A 20,601-nucleotide genomic window follows, 5' to 3' on the forward strand; every position below is an offset into this window, starting at 1 on the left:
AATGCGATTGCCGGGTTTTTATGTCTAATGACGTGGAATCAGCGGCGTGTCGTGAGCACGCGGTTGGCGGCAGATACGATCGCCTCGAGCGAGGCGGTCACGATATTCGTGTTGATGCCAACGCCGAACAGCTTGCCGCCGGGATGCACGACCTCGACATAGGCGATGGCCGCGGCATTCGAACCCTGCTGCAGCGAGTGTTCGGAATAGTCGGCGACCGACATGTCGATGCCGAGATAGATCGACAGGGCATGGATGAAGCCGTCGATCGGTCCGGTGCCCTTGCCCTCGATGCGCTTCGTCTCGCCGCCGTCTGTGATCTCGGCGGCAACGATGCGGCCACCCTTGCCCTTCGTATCGGGATAGGTGTGATGGTCGACAAAGCGCAGGCGCGTGTCGGGCTGCGTGACATAGGTGCGCATGAACTCTTCGTGGATGCGCTTGGCCGGAAGCTCCACGCCCTCCTCGTCGGTGATGCGCTGGATCTCGTCGCGGAACTCGACCTGCAGGTTGCGCGGCAGGTTGATGCCGTAGTCTTCCTGCAGGATATAGGCGATGCCGCCCTTGCCGGACTGCGAGTTGATACGGATGATCGCCTCGTAGGAACGGCCGACATCCTGCGGATCGATCGGCAGGTAGGGCACTTCCCACAGCGGCTTGTTGGCCTTCTTGATGGCCTTCATGCCCTTGTTGATCGCATCCTGGTGCGAGCCGGAGAAGGCGGTATAGACCAGTTCGCCGACATAGGGGTGACGCTCGGGAATGACCATCTCGTTGGAATATTCATAGACCGACTTGATCCGCTCGATATCCGAGCAGTCCAGCTTGGGATCGACGCCCTGCGTGTACATGTTGAGCGCCAGCGTCACCACGTCGACATTGCCGGTGCGCTCGCCATTGCCGAACAGCGTGCCTTCGACGCGGTCGGCGCCGGCCATCAGGCCCAGTTCGGTGGCTGCAATACCCGTGCCGCGGTCGTTGTGCGGATGCAGCGAAATGATGACGTTCTCGCGATTGTCGATGTTGCGGCACATCCACTCGATCTGGTCGGCATAGACGTTCGGCGTCGCCATCTCGACGGTCGAAGGCAGGTTGAGGATCAGCTTGTTGTCGGCCGTCGGCTTCACGATCTCGACGACCGCGTTGCAGATCTCCAGCGCAACCTCCAGCTCGGTGCCGGTGAAGCTTTCCGGCGAATATTCGAAACGGTAGCCGCCGCCGGCCTTGGCGGCCATATCGGTGATCATCTTGGCGGCATCGGTCGCGATCTGCTTGATGCCATGGACGTCCTTGCCGAACACCACGCGGCGCTGCAACTCGCTCGTTGAGTTGTAGAAGTGGATGATCGGGTTATGCGCGCCTTCCAGCGCCTCGAAGGTGCGGGTGATCAGCTCCGGACGGCACTGCACCAGCACCTGCAGCGACACATCTTCCGGCACATTGCCCTGCTCGACGCACCAGCGGGCGAAATCGAAGTCTGTCTGCGATGCCGAGGGGAAACCGATCTCGATTTCCTTGAAGCCCATGTCCAGCAACAGCTGGAACATGCGGGCCTTGCGGTCGTGGCCCATCGGGTTGACCAGCGACTGGTTGCCGTCGCGCAGGTCCACCGAACACCAGATCGGCGCCTTGTCGATCACCTTGCCCGGCCAGGTGCGGTCGGGAATGTTGATGGCAGGATAGGGCTGATACTTGGCGGCGGCTTCGGGCATGCCCTGCTTGGGCGTATGGGTCTTCAAAATCATCGTCTTCGTCTCTTCGTCGTCCCGGCATTCGCGAAAGCGTCTTAGCGCAAGCTCTCCGGCGCCGCACGTCATTTCATGACGTGCAAAGGCCGCTGTAGCAAGGACCATGCGCATTTTGCGACGGCGAATGTGGCCATGGCGGCCAGAACCGGAATGAATGCATAGGGTGAAACGAGGAGCTATGGCCTGGGCGGGCTTTTCGGCCGCCGGGCGCTCCTCAACGAACCCGGCAACCGCGCGTAAGGCCGAGAAGAAGAAGCGAGGAGAAGCCGCGCGAACGCTCGCGAACAGCTGCGCTGCCGCGGGAAACTCGTTCGATGATCTGTGCGCCGGTCTTCAACATGAGGCGTCTATAACTTTTGAATGATAAAAGGGCAAGCGGGGGATGAAATTTTTAGCAGATGCCCCTCATCTGCCTCCCGACATCCTCTCCCCGCAGGCGGGGAGAGGAGCGATGGGCTTGACCGTTCTGCCCCTTCTCCCCGCCTGCGGGGAGAAGGTCCCGGCAGGGGATGAGGGGTCAGGCCGCTCAGATATCGGCCTGAGACGTCACGATGCGCGAGACGAGGCCGTAACCCTTGGCCTCTTCAGCCGAGAGCCAGTAGTCGCGGTCCGTGTCCTTGGCGATCTTCTCGATCGGCTGGCCGGTAGCGTCGGCGAAGATCTTGTTCAGGCGCTCGTTCATCTTGATGATTTCGCGGGCCTGGATCTCGATATCCGACGCCATGCCGCGGGTGCCGCCCGACGGTTGATGCAGCAGGAAGCGGGTGTTGGGCAGGCAAAGGCGCTGCTCCTTGGGAGCGGCGACATAGATCAGCGCGCCGGCGGAGGCCACCCAGCCCGTTCCGATCATCCAGACCTTCGGCTTGATGAACTTGATCATGTCGTGGATCGAATCGCCCGATTCGACATGGCCACCCGGCGAATTGACGTAGATGCGGATATCCTCATCGCTGGCGGCGGCAAGCGCCACGAGCTGCGAGCAGACCTTCTGCGCCAGTTCCTGATTGATCGGCCCGTAGATGAAGATCGAACGCGACTTGAAAAGGTTCGCCTCCGTTTCCTTGCCCAGGGGCAGTTCCGTCTTCTTGTCGTCCTCGTCGCTCATCCAAAGTCTCCGGATTGCTCGTCAATAGTCGTGTCGCTGTCAGATAATGCGACTCACCCGCCAAGACAATGCAACAAAACGGATAAGGCGCGATAGAGCCTCGCCGCGACACTGGAAAACAGGGTAAACGCCGTGCCGGCGGACGACGGGCGCGCCCGACCCTGCATGAATTGCGTATGGACTTGGCCGCCGCGCTGCCCCTAGGATGGCACGGTGATAAATCGATGCCCGGCCCGCTCCCGGGGCCGGAAGACAGGGGACATCATGATCAGGATCCTTGCGCTGGCGGCCCTCGCCTTCGCCGCCACCACCGCACCCGCCTTCGCCCATCTCAACCCGGCCGAGCACGGCTCCTTCATGGCCGGCTTCTCGCATCCGCTCTTCGGCCTCGACCACATTCTTGTGATGGTCGCCGTCGGCCTCTGGGCCGCGCAGATCGGCGGGAATGCCCTGTGGCGCGTGCCGCTCGCCTTCGTCGCGACCATGGCCGTGGGCTTCGGCCTCGCCATCGCCGGCATCGACCTGCCCTTCGTCGAGCCGGCCATCCTCGCCTCCGTCGTGGCGCTCGGCCTGCTCGTCGCCATGGCCGTCCGGCTGGATACGGCGATGTCGATGGCAATCGTCGCGGTCTTCGCGCTGTTCCATGGCCACGCTCATGGCGGCGAGCTTGGTGCCGCGGGCGCCCTGCCCTTCGGCGTCGGCTTCGTCATCGCGACCGCCCTGCTGCATGCCGCCGGCATCGGGCTCGGTCTGGGCATTGCGCGACTTTCGGGCAACGGCATCGTGGCCCGCATCATCGGCGGCCTGACGGCACTGGCCGGCCTTGCGCTTGCCTTCGGCTGAACCGCTTCAGCCGCATCCGCGATAGGGCTGCACGCCCTGTTCGGGAATCCACACGCCCTGCGGCGCATCTCCGGTCTGCCAGAAAACGTCGATCGGAATGCCGCCGCGCGGATACCAGTATGCGCCGATGCGCAGCCATTTCGGCTCCAGCAGATCGACCAGCCGCTTGGCGATGTCGATGGTGCAGTCCTCATGGAAGGCGCCGTGGTTGCGGAAGGAATGCAGGTAGAGCTTCAGCGACTTCGATTCGACCAACCAGCCATTGGGAATATAGTCGATGACGATATGCGCGAAGTCCGGCTGACCGGTCATCGGGCAGAGCGAGGTGAATTCGGGCGCGGTGAATCGCACCACGAAATCCGTGCCGGCATGGCTGCTGGGCACCCTTTCCAGCACCGCCGCGTCCGGATCTGCGGGAAGATCGACCTTCTGGCCCAGTTGGGAGAGGCCTGAAACGTCTGTCTTGCTCATCGTGTGATCCTTTCGATCTTGACTTTGATGCCATGCGCCTGCTCCGTTTCCGGCTCGACATGGATGGCGATCTGCGCGCCGGGCTGCACCTCCCGGATGGCATCTTCAAGGCGATCGCAGATATCATGCGCCTGCCCGACCGGCATCGTGGCGGGAACGACCAGATGGAAATCCACGAACGTCGCCGCACCCGCACGCCGGGTCTTGAGATCGTGCGCGCCAAGCGAACCCGTGGCATTGGCGGCAATCGCCGCCTTGATCGCCTCGGCCTCCTCCGGCTCCACCGCATGGTCCATCAACCCATCGACCGAATGCGCGATGACCTTCCAGCCCTGATAGAGGATGTTGAGCGCGACGAGCACGGCAAGCAGCGGATCAAGCACCGCATAGCCGGTCAGGATCGCCAGCACGAGACCGACAAGCACGCCGACGGATGTCACGACATCCGAAAGGATATGCTGCCCGTCCGCCGCCAGCGCCGGCGAGCGGTAGCGCTTGCCGGCACGAATGAGCACCGTCGCCCAGATCGCATTGCAGACCGCGGCCGCGAAATTGATGGCAAGGCCGAGCGCCGGCGCATCCATCCTTGTCGGGGCGAAGACCGCCGGCAGCGCCTCCTTCACGATGAGAAGTGCTGCGACGACGATGAGCACGCCCTCGAGCACCGCCGAGAGATATTCCGCCTTGTGATGGCCGAAGGGATGCGTCTTGTCCGCCGGTTTCGCCGCATAGCTGATCGCCGCGAAGGCCACGATGGCGGCGATCACGTTGACGCTCGATTCCATCGCATCCGACAGGAGCGCGACCGAACCGGTCACCCACCAGGCGACGAGCTTCAGGCCCATCACGAAGAATGCGAAGGGAATGCCCCACAGCGCCAGCCGCTGGACCGTCCTGATATCCGATTTTTCCATGCCGCTCTCCATGCGCATGCAACCGAGTTGCAAAAAGCCTGGCCCATCAACGCAAAACCGCCCGCGCGGTGTGTCGCGCAGGCGGTTTGTTAATGATGGCGTTTAGAGCAGACGGGCGGGTTTGTCAAAACCGCAAACGGCCTTCGGCGTCTCAGCGGAGCGTCAGCCCGATGCGCGCATGGTCGTTGGCCGCAAGAACCGAGGCTGCGACGCCGACGACGTCGGACTGCGCGACGAAGCCGTCTTCGTTGAACATGTCGGGAAACCGGCTGTCGAGCGAGTTGTACCGGTTGTCGCCCATGACGAAATATTTGCCTTCCGGCACCGTCACGGGCCCGAAATTGTCCGCCTGGGTCTGTGGACGCGGGTCCGGCATGGCGATCGTGTAGCTGCGCCCTTCCGGCGTCGTCTCGCGCACGACCGCAGCGGAGAAGATGTCGTCGCCATAGGTCTCGCCGGTCGCCTCGCGGGCAAACGGCGTGCCGTTGACAAGCACGTCCCCCGCCCGGATCTCCACCGTATCGCCCGGCATGCCGATCACCCGCGTTATGCCCAGCGAGGCAGCGCCTTGGTACGTCGCATTGTGCACGAGGACATCGCCCCGGCGGACGGCGCCGAAATCCTTTTGCAGCACCGCGACGGTGTCTTTTTCGAGCAGTGCCGGCGCCATCGCCAAGGACGGAATGCGCACCAGCTTCACGCCACAGAGGTCGTGGTTCATGCGCGCCACGTCGCAGGTCTCGGGGAGCGTGGATGCGAGACCGTGCGCGGAACGTTCGGTCGCCGCCTGGATCGCCGTCGTATCGGCGGTGAAGGCGCCGGCCTGCGCCAGCCAGACCGGCAGGCTGGCCGTAACGAGGGTCCTCGCCGCCGCCTCCCGCTCGTCCGCCGCGTGGGCCCCTGCCGCCGACAGGCTGAGAGCCGCAAAAATTCCGGCGATCATTCGCTTGGACTGTATCATTCCATTATCTCCGGCTGCGCCGCGCCTGTCCCGTGGACAGGCGCGGCAAACGGTCGGTCAGGCCACCTTGCTTTTGGCGTCCTTCTTCTTGGAAAGATGCGCCACCACGTTTTCGATCATGCGCATGCCGGCATCCTGCCCGAGCGTCATGATCGATTCCGGGTGGAACTGCACCGCTGCGACGGGTTCGCTGGCATGCTCGATGCCCATGATCGTGCCGTCCTCGCTCTCGGCCGTGATGATGAAATCACGCGGCAGGGTCGAGGGATCGGCGAAGATCGAATGGTAGCGGCCGACCGTGACTTCGCGGCCCAGCCCGGAAAACACGACGCCCGGCTCCAGCACGCGGATGCGCGAGGGCTTGCCGTGCATGGGAATGGCGAGCTGCCGCAACTCCCCGCCATAGGCCTCGGCCAGCGCCTGCAGGCCGAGGCAGACGCCGAAGATCGGCAGGCTGCGGGCGCGCGCCTTCTTGATCGTCGCCTTGCAGTCGAAATCCTTCGGGTTGCCCGGACCGGGCGACAGCACGACGAGATCGGGCTTGATGCGGTCGAACACCTCTTCCGGCACCGGCGTGCGCACGGTCGTCACCTCCGCACCGGTCTGGCGGAAGTAGTTGGCGAGCGTGTGCACGAAGCTGTCCTCGTGATCGACGAGCAGGATCTTCACGCCCGCCCCGACCGAAGCGACATCGCGCTGGACCTTGGCGGCATTGCCGGACTTTGCGTCACGAATGGCTGCGATCATGGCGGAGGCCTTCAGTTCGGTTTCGGCTTCTTCTTCGTCCGGGTTGGAATCGTAGAGCAGCGTGGCGCCGGCGCGCACTTCCGCAATGCCGTCCTTGATGCGGATGGTGCGCAGCGTCAGACCCGTGTTCATGTCGCCGTTGAAGCCGACCATGCCGATCGCCCCGCCATACCAGGCGCGCGGGCTCTTCTCATGCGCCTCGATGAAGCGCATGGCCCAGAGCTTCGGCGCGCCCGTCACCGTCACGGCCCAGGCATGCGACAGGAAGCCGTCGAAAGCGTCCATGTCGTCGCGCAGCCGGCCCTCGATATGGTCGACCGTGTGGATAAGGCGCGAATACATCTCGATCTGCCGGCGGCCGATGACCTTCACCGAACCGGGTTCGCACACACGGCTCTTGTCGTTACGGTCGACATCCGAGCACATGGTGAGCTCGGACTCGTCCTTCTTGGAGTTGAGCAGCTTCAGGATCTGCTCCGAATCGGCAATCGGGTCATCGCCGCGCTTGATCGTGCCGGAGATCGGGCAGGTCTCGATGCGGCGGCCCGACACGCGCACGAACATTTCCGGCGAGGCGCCGACGAGATATTCCTGGTTGCCGAGATTGATGAAGAAGGAATAGGGCGACGGATTGATCGCCTTGAGACGGCGCGAGATTTCCGAGGGCTTGCTTTCGCAGCGCTCGAAGAATTTCTGGCCGGGCACCACTTCGAAAAGGTCGCCGCGCCGGAAGCTTTCCTTCGCCTTGACGACGAGTTCGGCATATTCGCCCGGGCGATGGTCGCCATGCGGCGGGATGACATTGACGGTCTCAAACGGCTCGGCCGCGATCGTCTCGGCCTTGCCCTCGGTCGATTGTCCATCCTTTGCGAAGTCGTAGCGGTCGATCCAGGCCTTGGCGGCATAGTGATCCACGACGAGGATTTCGTCCGGCAGAAACAGCACCATGTCGCGCTGGTCGTCCGGCCGCTTGAGCTTCAGGTCGATGGCGTCGAACTGGAAGGCGAGATCGTAGCCGAAGGCGCCATAAAGACCGAGATTGGCGTCCTGATCCGAATGGAAGAGATCGGTCACGGCGCGCAGCACCGTGAAGACCGTCGGCATCTTCGAGCGCTCTTCCTCGGTGAACACCCTGTCGGGCATCTTCACGTCGAGATCGAGGCGGCTTGCGGTGCGCGCGCCGAGCGCCAGTTCCGGCACAGCGGCAAGACGGTCGGCGATGAAGGCGAGCAGCACCTCGCCGCGCGCATTGTAGGCCTCGATCCAGACGGCACGGCCGAAGGAGGAAATGCCGATCGGCGGATCGACGACGGCCGTATCCCAGCGGGTGTAGCGGCCCGGATATTCGTAGTTCGACGAGAACACCGCGCCGCGCCGCTCGTCGAGCTTGTCGACATAGGTCGAGATCGCATTGGCGTAATCTGCCGCGCGACGCCGCCGCGTGACGGTCACTCCGCCCTTGGTCTCATAGGCCTCGCTGCCGTCAACAAGAACTTTCGTCGCCATTCCCCACTCCGTTTTCAGGCCCGGTCTTCGAGAAGGCGGCCCAAAACACAAAAAAGCCGCCTCGAATTTTCCGGGCGGCTTGTCGTCTCAATCACGCATGACTGGTCAAGGCCGCCTCAGCGAGCCCACCACCAGCCAGCGATGATGTTCATATTGGTCATGGCGGGGATTGTTAGCGCGAGATGCGCAACAGCGCAAGACCACCGCGTGCGCAGGCCGGGCATTTCCCCACATGTCGCAAAAGCGCAACGCCGAAAAACATGATTAAAAAAATCATATTCAAACTTGACTCATTGAGGAAACATTTAGTAGCCACATTTCCGCCCAATTGCAAAATGCCAAGGAGCCTTCATGCGCTGGTCCCAATCGCCGCGTCTACGTTTGTTGAGTGGATCGGTCGCCCTCATCTTCTGCATTCCCACGGTCGCCCTCGCCCAGCAGGCGACGACCACCGAGACGCAACTCGAAACCATCACGGTCCAGGGAAAGAAGCAGGCGCGCGTCGCACAGTCGCCCCTGACGAAGACGACTGAACGGTCCACACTCGACCAACGGATGGTCACCGACTTCAACGACTTCTCCCGCCGTGTCGACGCCGGTGTGAACTTCAACAGCACCAGCAAGAGCGTCAACCTGCGCGGCCTTCAGGATAACCGCGTCCTGACGACGATCGACGGCATCCGGTTGCCATGGCTGACCGACCCGCGCGACAGCGCCAGGGGCGGCGTCAACGCCTTCGATTTCGACAGCCTGTCTTCGCTCGACATCACGAAGGGAGCGGATTCGAGCAAGTACGGTTCGGGTGCGCTCGGTGGCGTCGTCGAACTGCGCACGCTCAATCCGGAAGACCTCATCGAAGACGGCAAGGCGTTTGGCGGCCTCGTGAAGAGCGGATATGACAGCACCGACCGCAGCACGGGAGGCAATGCCGCTGTCGCCGCGCGTTATGACGATACCTGGGTTCTCGTGCAGGGTGGTTACAAGAAAGGCCACGAAACGAAGAACCGCGGTGAAATCGGTGGTTACGGCAACACCCGCACGGAAGCCAACCCGTCCGACTTCGTACAGAGAAACCTCCTCGTCAAATTCCATCAGTATCTCGAGGGTGGCCACCGTCTCGGCCTGACGGCAGACCTATACAACCGCGACGAGGACATCGACGATCGGCGTGGCACGACAGCCAGCTATCGGCCGGGCACGCTGAAGACCGGCGATGAAGTCGATCGCAAGCGTCTCTCCGCAAGCTACGACTTCGAATCCCCCGATGGTTCGGACATCGTCGACAAGGCAAGCCTCACCGCCTATTGGCAAAAGGAAACCCTCAACCGCACGACGAACGGCTTCCGTCTCCGCGACGCACGCGCCGACATCATCCCCGGAGACCCCTTCCGGTACGGTTTCCCAACCGGCGACTACATGCGCGACAACATGCTCGAGCAGTCCTCCTACGGCCTGACCGGGAATGCCTCCAAGGAATTGGTACTCGGCGGCGTCACTCATAATTTCCGCTTCGGCGGCGAAATCTACTGGCAGGACACCCATCAGTATTCCGCAGGCAAGGACAATTGCCCGACGATCAACTGGAACGGCATTCCTCAGCCATTCGGCCCGCAATCATGCCGCATGCTGCACACCAACGCGTCCGACATGCCCGATGTGGACAGCAGCGTGGCAGGCCTGTTTCTCGAGGACGACATCAAGTTCTTCGATAACCGCCTGACCGTTACGCCCGGCGTGCGCCTGGACTGGTACAGCCATTCGCCTCAGCGGACGGCGACCTTCGAAAGCAGCCCGAACTATGACCCGGCCTATATGAAAAAGGCCGATGACTTCGGCATCTCGCCCAAGCTGCGCCTTGCATGGCAGGCGACCGAGGAACTGGAACTCTTCACCCAGTATGCCCGCGGCTTCCGCGCGCCGACAGTGACCGAACTCTATCAGAACTACGGCGCGCCCGGCTCGTATGCCCGCCTGGGCAACCCGGATCTGGATACGGAAACCAGCAACGGCTTTGAAGCGGGTGCACGGTACGAGAGCGACGACTACACGCTGTCCGCTACGGTCTTCAACAACTACTACCGCAACTTCATCGACACCGTCGTCATCGCTCCCCCGGGCGGCGATTATCCGGTCGGCGGCATCACCGGTTACGAAAACCGCAACAAGGTGCGGATCTACGGTGTCGAACTCGGCGGCGAATGGCGCTTCCATGAAAACTGGCGCACATGGGGTTCGGTCGCCTGGTCGCATGGCAAGGACACGCAGAAGGACGACTACCTCAACTCCGTCGCTCCGCTGCGCGCCATTGTCGGTCTCGGTTACGCAACGGAGACATGGGGCGGCGATCTCTCGCTCAGCATGGCGTCGGCTCGCAACAAGGTCAGCCGCGGCGAAACCAGCAACGGCCAGGTTACGGGCAAGGGCTTCGAGGCTCCCGGTTACGGCATCGTTGATGCGACCGTGTGGTGGCAGCCGGAAAAGATCGGCGACACCGATCTGAGCGGCCTGCGCGTCCAGGCGGGCGTCTTCAACGTCTTCAACAAGCGGTACTGGAATGCTCTCGATGTGCCGGCGGACACGGCGCTTGCCGCCCGAGACTATTTCAGCGAACCGGGCCGGACGTTCAAGGTCTCGATTACGAAGAAGTTCTGATCGATAGCCGAACCTGAGAAAGCCCGCCTGACGGCGGGCTTTTGCATTTATGGGGCTGGTTGCGGCAACCAAATCGGTCCTACCGCGTTTTCAACGTGCTCTTTCGTAGGAGACGGGTCCGATCGCTACCATTTCTCGCATCGCGCTTCTTGCGGCCATCCTCACCCTCACAGGCGCCGCCGAGCTGCCGGAGAACGGGCCTCGACCGGTTCCGCGGCCGGTGGAAACGGTGACGCCTGAGAAGGAAAAGGCCGCGCCGGAGGGCGCTGCCGCCGAGGCCGACAAGGGCAAGCGCGAGGGCGAGGGCAAGCCCACCGAACAGGACAAGGCGGCACAAAAGGACAAGGAGAGCGCTGAAGAGGAAGAGAAGGCTGCGGAGCGGCCGAAGGAGAGCGCTGCCGACGAGGCGGCATGCCGGGCTGCCTTGCAGAAGATCGGCGCCGTCTTCACGGAGGCGCCGGCCATTGAGGACGGCAAGGCTTGTGGCATCGACAAGCCGCTCCTTCTCAGTGCGCTCAAGGACGGCGTGAAGGTCGAGCCCCCTGCCACGGTGCGCTGCGACACGGCCCTCCAGCTTGCCCGCTGGATGGAAGGCTCGGTGGCGCCCGCGCTGTCGACGGCCATGCCGGGCGAGACGGTCAGCCAACTTTCCCAGGCATCCGCCTATGTCTGCCGCAACCGCAACAATGCCGAGACGGGGCGGATTTCCGAGCATGCTTTCGGCAACGCCATCGATATCGCGGGCTTCACGCTGAAAAGCGGCAAGACCATCACGATCCGCCCGGCCGACAAGGACCCGTCCCTTGAAGGTGCGTTCCAGCGCGCCATCACGGAGGCCGCCTGCCTCTATTTCACGACGGTGCTCGATCCCGGCAGCGACGCCGCCCACGAGAACCATCTCCATCTCGACGTGAAGGAACGGCGCGGCGGCTATCGCTATTGCTGGTAGCCGCGGATTAATTGCACGGACCTGCTGAAAAGACCGGTCACGCCACCTATCTGTCCCGGACCCGCTTTATTCGCAAAGGTCCTTCCATGTCGATCACGCCCTACGAAATCTCCGTGCCCGCCTTCCAGCGCGGCTTTACCGTGCTCTCCAAATTGCTCGACAAGGCAGAGGCCTTTGCGGCGGAGCGCAAGATCAAGCCGGAGGTCCTGGTCGACGCGCGGCTGGCGCCCGACATGCTGTCGCTGGCCGGCCAGATCCAGCGCATGAGCGACACGGCGAAGTTCGCCGCCGCACGCCTCACCGGAACGGAAGCGCCGAGCTTTGCGGACGACGAGAAGACGCTTGCCGACCTGCGCGCCCGTATCACCAGGACCACCGATTACCTCGCGTCCGTGCCGCAGGCCGCCTTCGAGGGCGCGATGGAGCGCATGGTCACGGTGAAATCGCGCGGTGGTGACAACACGTCGACCGGCAAGGAATACCTCCTCACCTTCGCGCTGCCGAACTTCTACTTCCACCTCACGACCGCCTACGCGATCTTGCGGCACAATGGCGTGCCGGTGGGCAAACTGGATTATCTCGGCCGCGCGTAGCCGTCACTTTCAAAGAAGAACCTGAGGGGCGCCCTGCGGCGCCCCTTCAGTCTCAGAACAGGCCTTCAATATGGCCCTGCTCGTTCAGTCGGATCCGCTCCGACGATGGCGATTTCGGCAGGCCGGGCATGGTCATGATCTCGCCGGTGATGACGACGACGAAACCGGCGCCGGCCGACAGCCGCACCTCGCGCACCGGCACGACATGGCCGGAGGGCGCACCGCGCAGGTTCGGATCGGTCGAGAACGAATATTGCGTCTTGGCCATGCAGACCGGCAGGTGTCCGTAGCCCTGCTCCTCCCACGCCCGCAACTGGTCGCGCACGCTCTTGTCGGCGGTGACCTCCGAGGCGTGGTAGATTTCGCGGGCGATGGTATCGATCTTCTCGAAAAGCGACATTTCATCGGGGTAGAGCGGGGAAAACTGCGCGAGGCCGGACTCGGCGAGTTCCACCACCTTGTGCGCCAGTTCCTCGATACCGGCCGAACCCTCCGCCCAGTGCTTGCATAGAACGGCTTCTGCACCCAGCGTTGCCACATAGTCTTTCACCGCCTGGATTTCCGCATCCGTGTCGGTGGTGAAGTGGTTGATCGCCACCACGACGGGCACGCCGAATTTCTTGACGTTCTGCACATGCCGGCCGAGATTGGCGCAGCCCTTGTTGACCGCCTCGATATTCTCACGGCCGAGATCGTCCTTCTTCACCCCGCCGTTCATCTTCATGGCGCGCACCGTGGCGACGATGACGGCCGCATCGGGCTTCAGCCCGGCCTTGCGGCACTTGATATCGAAGAACTTTTCCGCACCGAGGTCGGCGCCGAAGCCGGCTTCCGTCACGACATAATCGGCAAGCTTCAGGGCCGTCGTCGTGGCGATGACGGAGTTGCAGCCATGCGCGATATTGGCGAAGGGACCGCCGTGCACGAAGGCGGGATTGTTCTCCAGCGTCTGCACGAGGTTCGGCTGCATGGCATCCTTCAACAGCACCGTCATCGCGCCATCCGCCTTGATGTCGCGCGCGAAGACGGGCGACTTGTCGCGCCGGTAGCCGATGATGATATTGCCGAGGCGCTTTTCGAGGTCCTTGAGGTCGACCGAAAGACACAGGATCGCCATGACCTCCGAGGCGACCGTGATGTCGAAGCCCGTCTCGCGCGGATAGCCGTTGGCGACACCGCCGAGCGAGCCGACGATATGGCGCAGCGCCCGGTCGTTCATGTCCATCACGCGACGCCAGGCGATGCGGCGGATGTCGATATTCTGCTCGTTGCCCCAGTAGATGTGGTTGTCGATCAGCGCGGACAAAAGGTTGTGCGCCGAGGTGATGGCGTGGAAATCGCCGGTGAAATGGAGGTTCATATCCTCCATCGGCACGACCTGCGCATAGCCGCCGCCGGCCGCCCCGCCCTTCACGCCGAAGCATGGCCCGAGCGACGCCTCACGGATACAGGTGATCGCCTTCCTGCCGATGCGGTTGAGGCCATCGCCGAGGCCGACCGTGGTCGTCGTCTTGCCCTCGCCGGCCGGCGTGGGATTGATGGCGGTGACGAGGATCAGCTTGCCGTTCTTGCGGCCCTTCTGCGCGGCGATGAACGCGGCGTCGATCTTCGCCTTGTCGTGGCCATAGGGGATCAGGTGTTCGGACGGGATGCCGAGCTTCGCCCCGATCTCGGCGATCGGCTTCTTTTTCGCGGCGCGGGCAATTTCGATATCGGACTTCACATCAGCCATACGGTGTCGCTCCCTCTTCAGCGTTCCTGCCTACCACGGGCTCCTCTCCCGCAGCGGCACTTTCTTGTTCTGGCGCGTCATTTCATCGTGAAGCCGTGCGCGATGCCACGCCGGAATTTGCCGCCCGATACGCCAGAAGCGACATGCGGCTTTTAAATTGCGCCCAAACGAAAACGGCACGCATCCTCCGATGCGTGCCGTCCGGAATGGATCGGCGATCAGCGTGCCAGGACGTCGCGCATTTCCACGAGGTTGGAGCGCACGCGCAGGATATAGAAGCCGATGGTGGCCAGATGCGTCGGCATGATCCAGCCGTCCTCGCGGCCGTTGGAGATGATCGCCGGCTGGATGTTGAGCGCCGAACGCAGTTGCTTGATGCTTTCCGTCCACAGCGGCTCGATGCCGCGCGCCTTGATCACGGCATCGAAATCCGCACCGGCTGCGGAAAGAATGCCGTAGTAACCGTAAAGCTGGCCATAGGCGAACCAGAAACGATCGTCCGCCCGCGTATCGAACCAGCCGCCGTTGTGGAACTCGGAGCGCTCGCGAATGATGGCCGAGGTGGAGCCGATGTCGTTCGAAATGCGGTCGAGGAATTCGATCAGGTTGTCGGAACGGCCGTCGAAGATCGCGTCGCAGGCTTCAAGCGACGCGTTGAACTTGCGCAGGTCCGCCATGGCGGTGCGGTAATAGTTCGGCGTCGGGGTCTTGGGCAGAAGCGAATCCGAGCCGAAATACCAGGTCTCCTCGTCGAACTGCAGGTTGCCGCGGGCGCGCTGGAGATCGGCGTTGATGCCGGAGGTACCACGAACGCGGCCGAGCGCATCCACGAGCTCGACGGCGGTGCGGCGAACGGTCTGGTTGACGCCGCGCTGGAAGGCCGCCTTGTTGTCGAACCACGGCGTCCTGTCCCAGTCGAGCCCGAACAGGCCGAGCTTGTAGAGCAGCATGGAGGATATCCAGGCGTTCTGGTTGACATTGTAGTCGATGAGATCGGCCGTTACGTCCACGATGGCCGAGCGCACGCAGGTCTTCGGCGCCGGTTCTGCGGCTTCACCGGCCGCCGGCGTGGTGGCATCGGTACCCGATGCGACCCCGGCATCCTGCTTGCGCTGCGCGAGGTTGTAGGCGTTGACGTAGTCGGGATTGAACCCGCTCCATACCTGCGTCTGCCAGATGAAATAGGCATAGAAACCGACGAGCAGCAATACGGCGATACCGATCGGTCCCTTGATGATCCAGCTGCGCTCCCGGCACCAGTTCGTCGCCGTGACGAAGGGCCAGAGCAGCCAGGCGACCGCCGTGCCGATACCCCGGCCGATGGCCGAAAAGATGCGCTGGAAGAACGCGACGACCGGATCAAGCATAGGGGTTATCCTCTCTGATGCCGTAAAGTTTTCTGCGGAAGGCAGCCTTGTCTTGCAGATAGGTCCGCGTCAACGTTGCAACAACATAGGCGCGGAACTTTTCGCTGTATTGATCGTAGGCGGTGTAGAAACCCTGCTTGTCGAATACGAAGCGGGACACGAAATCGTAGGGAACCATCTGTGAAATCAGACGGTTGACCAGCCACTGATCGGGATGCGCGGGGGCTGCCCGCACCAGCATGAACCGCCGCTCCGGCGCGACGTCGGCGATCTTGATCTCGCCCGTCGCCGCAACCGTGCGGATCGCCTCCTGCAGGAAGGGGTAGGTCCCGTCGCGCGCCACGAGCCCGGCATTGCGGTGCATCCAGGTCTGTAGCCAGATCCGGTCCATCTTCTCCAGATCGGTCGTGGGATCGGCCTGGTTGACGAGGTTCACGATCGTCATGTCCGCCCGGTGCTGGAAGAGCCCGGACGGCTCGACCCAGGAGGCACGCGGCAGTTCCAGCCGCCCGGTGGAGGCAAGGAAATCGAAGATGCGCTTGTGGTCGTCGAGCGCGATATAGCTGACCTGCCACGGGCGCGAACGGCGGAAGCCCGGCACGGTCGGATCGCAGATGACCGTCGTCGTCTTGTCGTCGAGAAAGACATAGACGCCGCCGAAATGGTTCGCCCAATAGGCATCATGGCGAAACACCAGCTGGTCCGGCACCAACGCGTTCTGCCTGATGTCGCCGGTCTGCTTGGCGAGGTCCGCCATGCGGTTGAGCATCGCATCGTCCGACCAGGCGTTCGGCACCGTCTTCAACCGGTCGACCAACCCGCGCAGCTCCGCCGCCTTGCCGAGCATGTCCTCCGCCGACAGCACCTTGAAACGCACTTCGTTGATCGACAGCAGGTCGTCGATATCGTTGACGACAGACACCGAGTCCTCAATCTCGCCATAAAGCGCATCGCGGATGGTGATCGCGTTGATCGCGCGTGCATTGGCCGAGAAGAACTCGTGCATCAGCGCGGCGGTGTTGGAAAAGCTCGTATGCACCACCGGCAGGTTCACCTGCTCCGGCGTCATGATGATGAAGCGGCGGTTGACGCGGTTCGGATCGAGATAATCCCGGTCGCCCAGTTCATCGGCGATTTCAGGCGAAAAGCCCGTCATATCGATGCGGAAACGGGAAAGCTGCGTGCGCCGCATCCCGAACCCGTCCAGCGCCTTGTTGTAGCGCTCGACAAGATGCGGCTCATCGATCGGCAGCAAACGCCCATAGATCAGTTCGGCTTCGAGGAGGAGTTTCATGCTGAGACACCGGAAACTTCAGGAATATATTTCACGCCGATGTCCTACACGAACGACGACCACGACAAGCCTGTTGTCCTGGATGTCACAAATGATCCGATAGTCGCCAACGCGATACCGCCAATAGCTTCCCAGCCGCGCGCCCTGCAAAGCGCTGCCCAGCAGACGAGGATTTTCCGAGGAAGCAAGCTTCGTGACAAGAAAATTACGAATGCGCTTTGCCTCGACATGACCGAGTTTATCGAGCTCTTTCTTAGCCCCTTCGGTGATCTCAATCGCCCAGGCCAAGCTCGTCCTCAACCTCCTTCAGAGAATAGACACGGCTTTCGCCACGCCGCACGCGCTCAAGTTCCTGCTCCGCGAGATAAATATCCTCGAGATCCTCGATATGCTGTTCAATGGCCTCGCGAATGTAATATGTCGCTGTGCGCCCAGTCCGTGCGGCCAACGCCTGCAGCCTCTCATAGGTCTCGTCAGGAAGTCGGATTGCCGTCTGTTTCGCCATGCCATCCTCCTTGGGGTACATGTATCCCTGACATATAGCATCTGTGACAAGACTTTTCCAACAAAGCCGCTACCACCGCCCCTCCGCCTTCATCTTCTCCATTTCGCGGATGGCCTTCTCGCGCTGGCGTTCGCGGCGGATGATGTCGGAGACGGCGGCGTCGTCGGATTTGTCGGTGTAGCGGAATTCCGAGTCGGCGTAGCGGTTGATCTCCTGCAGCACCATGTCCATGGAGATGGGCCCGCGCAGCTCCTCGATCATGGCCTTCTTCTCGTCGTAGCTCTTGTGCATGAAGGTGCCCGCGTCCACGAACCAGTCGTCCGGCAGGTCCACATCCATGGCGCGCATCTTGATCGCGTCGGTGATGTTCTTGATCGCGCGGCCGGTGAAGCGCGGCTCGGCGACCTTGATGCGGTGAAGGTAGGCGCCGACATCGGCGAGCGAGCGGATCGCGCCATGTTCCTTCTCGTGCGCCTCCCACACGGCAAGCAGCCCCTCCTCCTGCGGCCTGGCATGCTGCCCGTAGGAGGTCGAGACGGCGCGCTTGATCTCCTGTCCCTCGAACAGCGTGTGCTCGCCGAGCGGGATCGAATGGTTCTTGCCGACCAGCATGGCGAAGATGTCGATATAGTCGTCCTCGGTCTGCGGCCCGTCCACCAGCCATCGGGCGCCGGCGCGCTGGCGCAGTGCGTCATCGACGTTCTCCGGATAGTTGGAGAACATGCCGAAGGTGCAGTTGCCCCGCACCACCGTCGAGGCGCCGGCGAAGCTTTCCATCAGCACCGCCGTTACTTCATGCTGGCCGGCGGATGCCCGGTCATCGGAGCGCTTGGCGGCCACCTGGTCGACGTCATCGATGGTCCCGAAACCGATCGCCTTCGGGTTCATGACGTTGGTGACGAACTCCTTGCAGTTCTGGCCGGACTTGCCCTGGTAGGACGAGATCTGGTCGACGCCGAAATTCTCGTAGTGGAAAGCATAGCCGGCGGTCTGGCAGTAATCGTTGACGAGGCCGGCCAGCATCTGGATCAGGATCGTCTTGCCCGTTCCCGGCATGCCATCGCCAATGAAGGTGAAGAGGAAGCCGCCAAGCTCCACGAACGGATTCATCTGCCGTTCGAAATCGTAGGCGACCAGCATCTTTGCGAGCTTCATCGCCTGATACTTGGCGATGTGGTTCCCGATGATCTCGTTCGGCTTCTTGAAGGTCATCGACAGCCGCTTGCGCTTCTGGCCCGGCGCCACGTCGAAACCGGAGAGCGTGAAATCGTCCTGCTCGATACGGATATGCGCGTTCTCGAAGCCGGCAAGCCCGGTGAAACGGGCGCGGCGCGAGATCAGCCCCTCGATGGCGACGCGTGAAAAGGCGCGCGCACGGCTGACGAGCGCGGCATCGTCGGGCGCGCCGGCAAGTGTGCGGTCGAGCCCCGAGACCATGCTCTTCAGCGCATCCTGCGGCGTGTCGAACAGATAGTCCGGCTCCCCGCCATCCTCGACCGGCTCGCCCTCGCCCGGCAGCGTCGCGCCGAGATAGGCGGCGAAGGTGAAGGCAGCGATATAGGCGGAGGCCGCAAGCAGCGCCTTGAACTGGTTGGCCTCGTCACCGGACAGCGGCGCGGCAAGATTGCGCGATTGCAACCCTTCGAGGTTTGTCTGGCGCGAGAAGGCGTCCGTCACGGCAAGCGCCACCTGCAGCCCGCGCCGCGCCCGGTAGAGCACGGCGTGCTGCTGCGGCGACAGCAGCGGATCGCCGGCCCGCACCGCCTGGATGGTCTTTGCCAGTTCCACCTCCCGCGTGCGCCGCGCGCCGGCGGTCGAGACCGTGGAGACGAAACGGCGGCCGGTGCCGGCAAGGGCGGTTCCGTTCTGGCCGTCGTCGCTTTCGAGAATGACGAGCTTGGACACGAGGCTCTGCGCGGCGGCCTGGTGTTTGGCGATGTCGTCTTCGTGGATCGTCGTCAGTCCGGCGTTGAGGCTCATCGGGAATCCTTATGCAAAATCCGGGAACAGCGGGCCGGGAACGTTGGCCTCAAACCTCGCTGATCACCTGGTTTCCTGAAATCACATGCACCTTGTAGGCGCCGAAAATGCCTTCGGTCTCGCCCGCGGCGTAGAGCGCCTGGTAGGCATCGTGCGGCACCAGCGCATGTTTCTCATAGGCGCTGACGCCCATGCGCGTGGCTTCGAGATCGCTGGTCTCGATGTGGAATTCCTCCTGCGCCGGCGTCGAGCTCCAGAACCCCTTCTGGGCGGGGCGCTCCGACTTGGAGAACACCTCCTGCACCGTCCAGGTCAGAAGCCAGGCATTTTCCGGCCGGCGCACCTTGGAGAGGATGTCGTTGATACGCGCATTGTTCTCCGTGATGCCGGCCGAATAGAACGGCCCCAGCACGATGCGGCGCAGCTGCTTGGGATGCAGCGTGGGGAAATCCTTGTCGAGATTGGTGGCGATCGTCACCGGCGTCAGCGAATAGGCGCTGTTCTTCAGCGCGAAATCGTCGAAGCGGCTGGCGAGTTCCGGGTTCAGCAGCCCGCCGACCGGCAGCGGAATGTCGACATCCGGATTGAGCTTGCCGTCCTTCGTCACGAGCATCTTCACGACGTTGTCGCTCGAATCCTCGATCATCGCCATATAGACCATCGGCAGCGTCGCCGAGCCGTCGAACGCCCCCCAGCACACCACGTAATAGGGCCGCATGGTCTTGGGATTGACCGCGACGCGAATGGTCTCGGGCAGCACGAAGGGCGAGAAGATGTCGCCCTTGCCGATCTGCTCCAGATAGAGCCGTTCGGCCATGCGGGCCTGAAGGTCACTCGGGAACGCCTTCTGGCGAAGAATGAAATCCGCCATTTCCGTGCGCAGCTGGTCGGCGTTCGGCATGGCCGCAAGCCGCTTTTCCGCGCTCTGCCGGTCGTTTTCCAGCTCCAGCACGTTCTGGAACACCGGAAATCCGCTTTCGGCCCGCGACACGCGGAACTGGTCGACGAAGCCGATGCGGTTCTCCCAGCAGGCAAAGGACGCCTTCAGCCGCGCGAGATAGGGCATGATCACCTCGCCCACCACGGAATTGCGGTAGAGCGGAGAATTGCGGTCGCCTAGGAAGATCTCGAGGCCGCCGAGGGCGGATCGGATGGTGGAGAAATATTGCGCGATGGCGCTGTCGGCAGGGGCGTTCATCGGACAACGCCCTTGTAAGGAGAGCATGGCCCCTCA

Annotated in this window: 17 protein-coding genes; 4 read left to right on the forward strand and 13 right to left on the reverse strand. The window is 62.7% G+C overall.

What is annotated here, in order from left to right; genetic code table 11:
* Nucleotides 1-38 precede the first annotated feature (38 nt).
* Together leuA and K6301_RS10385 are read right to left on the reverse strand one after the other, a co-directional pair.
* Nucleotides 39-1,745 (reverse strand): 2-isopropylmalate synthase, encoded by a 1,707-nt coding sequence (gene leuA, locus K6301_RS10380; protein WP_247216673.1) that lies wholly within the window; start codon nucleotides 1,743-1,745, stop codon nucleotides 39-41.
* 529 nt (nucleotides 1,746-2,274) lie between these two features.
* Nucleotides 2,275-2,853, reverse strand: a complete 579-nt coding sequence (locus tag K6301_RS10385) for an ATP-dependent Clp protease proteolytic subunit (RefSeq protein WP_117366840.1) — start codon at nucleotides 2,851-2,853, stop codon at nucleotides 2,275-2,277.
* 264 nt (nucleotides 2,854-3,117) lie between these two features.
* Here K6301_RS10385 and K6301_RS10390 point away from each other — a divergent pair, with 264 nt between their 5' ends.
* The gene (locus tag K6301_RS10390; RefSeq protein WP_247216675.1) at nucleotides 3,118-3,696 is read left to right on the forward strand and encodes a HupE/UreJ family protein; all 579 of its coding nucleotides are present in this window, start codon (nucleotides 3,118-3,120) and stop codon (nucleotides 3,694-3,696) included.
* A 6-nt stretch (nucleotides 3,697-3,702) separates the two neighbouring features.
* Here the strand turns inward: K6301_RS10390 and queF are convergent, their stop codons facing one another.
* The 4 genes from queF to K6301_RS10410 all read right to left on the reverse strand — a co-directional run bounded on the left by queF (nucleotide 3,703) and on the right by K6301_RS10410 (nucleotide 8,295).
* Complete coding sequence (gene queF, locus K6301_RS10395) at nucleotides 3,703-4,167, reverse strand: preQ(1) synthase (protein WP_247216677.1); 465 nt, start codon at nucleotides 4,165-4,167, stop codon at nucleotides 3,703-3,705.
* A complete protein-coding gene (locus K6301_RS10400; RefSeq protein ID WP_247216678.1) occupies nucleotides 4,164-5,081 on the reverse strand; it encodes a cation diffusion facilitator family transporter in 918 nt (305 codons plus the stop codon). Before K6301_RS10400 ends, queF begins: the two co-directional genes overlap by 4 nt.
* 151 nt (nucleotides 5,082-5,232) lie before the next feature.
* Entirely contained in the window at nucleotides 5,233-6,042 is an 810-nt protein-coding gene (gene lepB / locus K6301_RS10405) for a signal peptidase I (protein ID WP_247216679.1), read from the reverse strand.
* A 57-nt stretch (nucleotides 6,043-6,099) separates the two neighbouring features.
* On the reverse strand, nucleotides 6,100-8,295 hold the full coding sequence (locus K6301_RS10410; RefSeq protein ID WP_247216680.1) for an anthranilate synthase: 2,196 nt from the start codon (nucleotides 8,293-8,295) through the stop codon (nucleotides 6,100-6,102).
* 351 nt (nucleotides 8,296-8,646) lie between these two features.
* Here K6301_RS10410 and K6301_RS10415 point away from each other — a divergent pair, with 351 nt between their 5' ends.
* The 3 genes from K6301_RS10415 to K6301_RS10425 all read left to right on the forward strand — a co-directional run bounded on the left by K6301_RS10415 (nucleotide 8,647) and on the right by K6301_RS10425 (nucleotide 12,489).
* Nucleotides 8,647-10,947, forward strand: coding sequence for a TonB-dependent hemoglobin/transferrin/lactoferrin family receptor (locus K6301_RS10415; protein ID WP_247216681.1), 2,301 nt, complete (start codon nucleotides 8,647-8,649; stop codon nucleotides 10,945-10,947).
* Nucleotides 10,948-11,176: 229 nt separating this feature from the next.
* Nucleotides 11,177-11,896: an extensin-like domain-containing protein gene (locus K6301_RS10420; protein ID WP_247216682.1), complete on the forward strand. Its 720-nt coding sequence runs from the start codon at nucleotides 11,177-11,179 to the stop codon at nucleotides 11,894-11,896.
* Nucleotides 11,897-11,982: 86 nt separating this feature from the next.
* Nucleotides 11,983-12,489 (forward strand): DUF1993 domain-containing protein, encoded by a 507-nt coding sequence (locus K6301_RS10425; RefSeq protein ID WP_247216683.1) that lies wholly within the window; start codon nucleotides 11,983-11,985, stop codon nucleotides 12,487-12,489.
* 52 nt (nucleotides 12,490-12,541) lie between these two features.
* Here the strand turns inward: K6301_RS10425 and K6301_RS10430 are convergent, their stop codons facing one another.
* The 7 genes from K6301_RS10430 to K6301_RS10460 all read right to left on the reverse strand — a co-directional run bounded on the left by K6301_RS10430 (nucleotide 12,542) and on the right by K6301_RS10460 (nucleotide 20,565).
* On the reverse strand, nucleotides 12,542-14,221 hold the full coding sequence (locus tag K6301_RS10430) for a formate--tetrahydrofolate ligase (RefSeq protein ID WP_247216684.1): 1,680 nt from the start codon (nucleotides 14,219-14,221) through the stop codon (nucleotides 12,542-12,544).
* 218 nt (nucleotides 14,222-14,439) lie between these two features.
* The gene (locus tag K6301_RS10435; RefSeq protein ID WP_247216687.1) at nucleotides 14,440-15,588 is read right to left on the reverse strand and encodes a DUF2333 family protein; all 1,149 of its coding nucleotides are present in this window, start codon (nucleotides 15,586-15,588) and stop codon (nucleotides 14,440-14,442) included.
* Nucleotides 15,581-16,882 carry a DUF6638 family protein gene (locus K6301_RS10440; RefSeq protein ID WP_247216688.1) on the reverse strand — a complete coding sequence of 434 codons (1,302 nt, stop codon included), beginning with the start codon at nucleotides 16,880-16,882 and terminating at the stop codon, nucleotides 15,581-15,583. The genes K6301_RS10435 and K6301_RS10440 overlap by 8 nt, the downstream gene beginning before the upstream one ends.
* Before the next feature lie 18 nt (nucleotides 16,883-16,900).
* Nucleotides 16,901-17,170: a type II toxin-antitoxin system RelE family toxin gene (locus K6301_RS10445; protein ID WP_247216690.1), complete on the reverse strand. Its 270-nt coding sequence runs from the start codon at nucleotides 17,168-17,170 to the stop codon at nucleotides 16,901-16,903.
* Entirely contained in the window at nucleotides 17,154-17,387 is a 234-nt protein-coding gene (gene relB / locus K6301_RS10450) for a type II toxin-antitoxin system RelB family antitoxin (RefSeq protein ID WP_247216692.1), read from the reverse strand. Before relB ends, K6301_RS10445 begins: the two co-directional genes overlap by 17 nt.
* Before the next feature lie 69 nt (nucleotides 17,388-17,456).
* The gene (locus tag K6301_RS10455; RefSeq protein ID WP_247216694.1) at nucleotides 17,457-19,367 is read right to left on the reverse strand and encodes an AAA family ATPase; all 1,911 of its coding nucleotides are present in this window, start codon (nucleotides 19,365-19,367) and stop codon (nucleotides 17,457-17,459) included.
* A gap of 49 nt (nucleotides 19,368-19,416) precedes the next feature.
* The gene (locus K6301_RS10460) at nucleotides 19,417-20,565 is read right to left on the reverse strand and encodes a hypothetical protein (RefSeq protein WP_247216696.1); all 1,149 of its coding nucleotides are present in this window, start codon (nucleotides 20,563-20,565) and stop codon (nucleotides 19,417-19,419) included.
* Between the last annotated feature and the right edge of the window lie 36 nt (nucleotides 20,566-20,601).

The organism is Shinella oryzae (genome assembly GCF_023038235.1).
Lineage (GTDB): Bacteria > Pseudomonadota > Alphaproteobacteria > Rhizobiales > Rhizobiaceae > Shinella > Shinella sumterensis.

Bases quoted from the DNA above. Each gene is read 5' to 3' on its own strand.
- leuA (WP_247216673.1), bottom strand. From the start codon at position 1,745: ATGATTTTGAAGACCCATACGCCCAAGCAGGGCATGCCCGAAGCCGCC.
- K6301_RS10385 (WP_117366840.1), bottom strand. From the start codon at position 2,853: ATGAGCGACGAGGACGACAAGAAGACGGAACTGCCCCTGGGCAAGGAA.
- K6301_RS10390 (WP_247216675.1), top strand. From the start codon at position 3,118: ATGATCAGGATCCTTGCGCTGGCGGCCCTCGCCTTCGCCGCCACCACC.
- queF (WP_247216677.1), bottom strand. From the start codon at position 4,167: ATGAGCAAGACAGACGTTTCAGGCCTCTCCCAACTGGGCCAGAAGGTC.
- K6301_RS10400 (WP_247216678.1), bottom strand. From the start codon at position 5,081: ATGGAAAAATCGGATATCAGGACGGTCCAGCGGCTGGCGCTGTGGGGC.
- lepB (WP_247216679.1), bottom strand. From the start codon at position 6,042: ATGATACAGTCCAAGCGAATGATCGCCGGAATTTTTGCGGCTCTCAGC.
- K6301_RS10410 (WP_247216680.1), bottom strand. From the start codon at position 8,295: ATGGCGACGAAAGTTCTTGTTGACGGCAGCGAGGCCTATGAGACCAAG.
- K6301_RS10415 (WP_247216681.1), top strand. From the start codon at position 8,647: ATGCGCTGGTCCCAATCGCCGCGTCTACGTTTGTTGAGTGGATCGGTC.
- K6301_RS10425 (WP_247216683.1), top strand. From the start codon at position 11,983: ATGTCGATCACGCCCTACGAAATCTCCGTGCCCGCCTTCCAGCGCGGC.
- K6301_RS10430 (WP_247216684.1), bottom strand. From the start codon at position 14,221: ATGGCTGATGTGAAGTCCGATATCGAAATTGCCCGCGCCGCGAAAAAG.
- K6301_RS10435 (WP_247216687.1), bottom strand. From the start codon at position 15,588: ATGCTTGATCCGGTCGTCGCGTTCTTCCAGCGCATCTTTTCGGCCATC.
- K6301_RS10440 (WP_247216688.1), bottom strand. From the start codon at position 16,882: ATGAAACTCCTCCTCGAAGCCGAACTGATCTATGGGCGTTTGCTGCCG.
- relB (WP_247216692.1), bottom strand. From the start codon at position 17,387: ATGGCGAAACAGACGGCAATCCGACTTCCTGACGAGACCTATGAGAGG.
- K6301_RS10455 (WP_247216694.1), bottom strand. From the start codon at position 19,367: ATGAGCCTCAACGCCGGACTGACGACGATCCACGAAGACGACATCGCC.
- K6301_RS10460 (WP_247216696.1), bottom strand. From the start codon at position 20,565: ATGAACGCCCCTGCCGACAGCGCCATCGCGCAATATTTCTCCACCATC.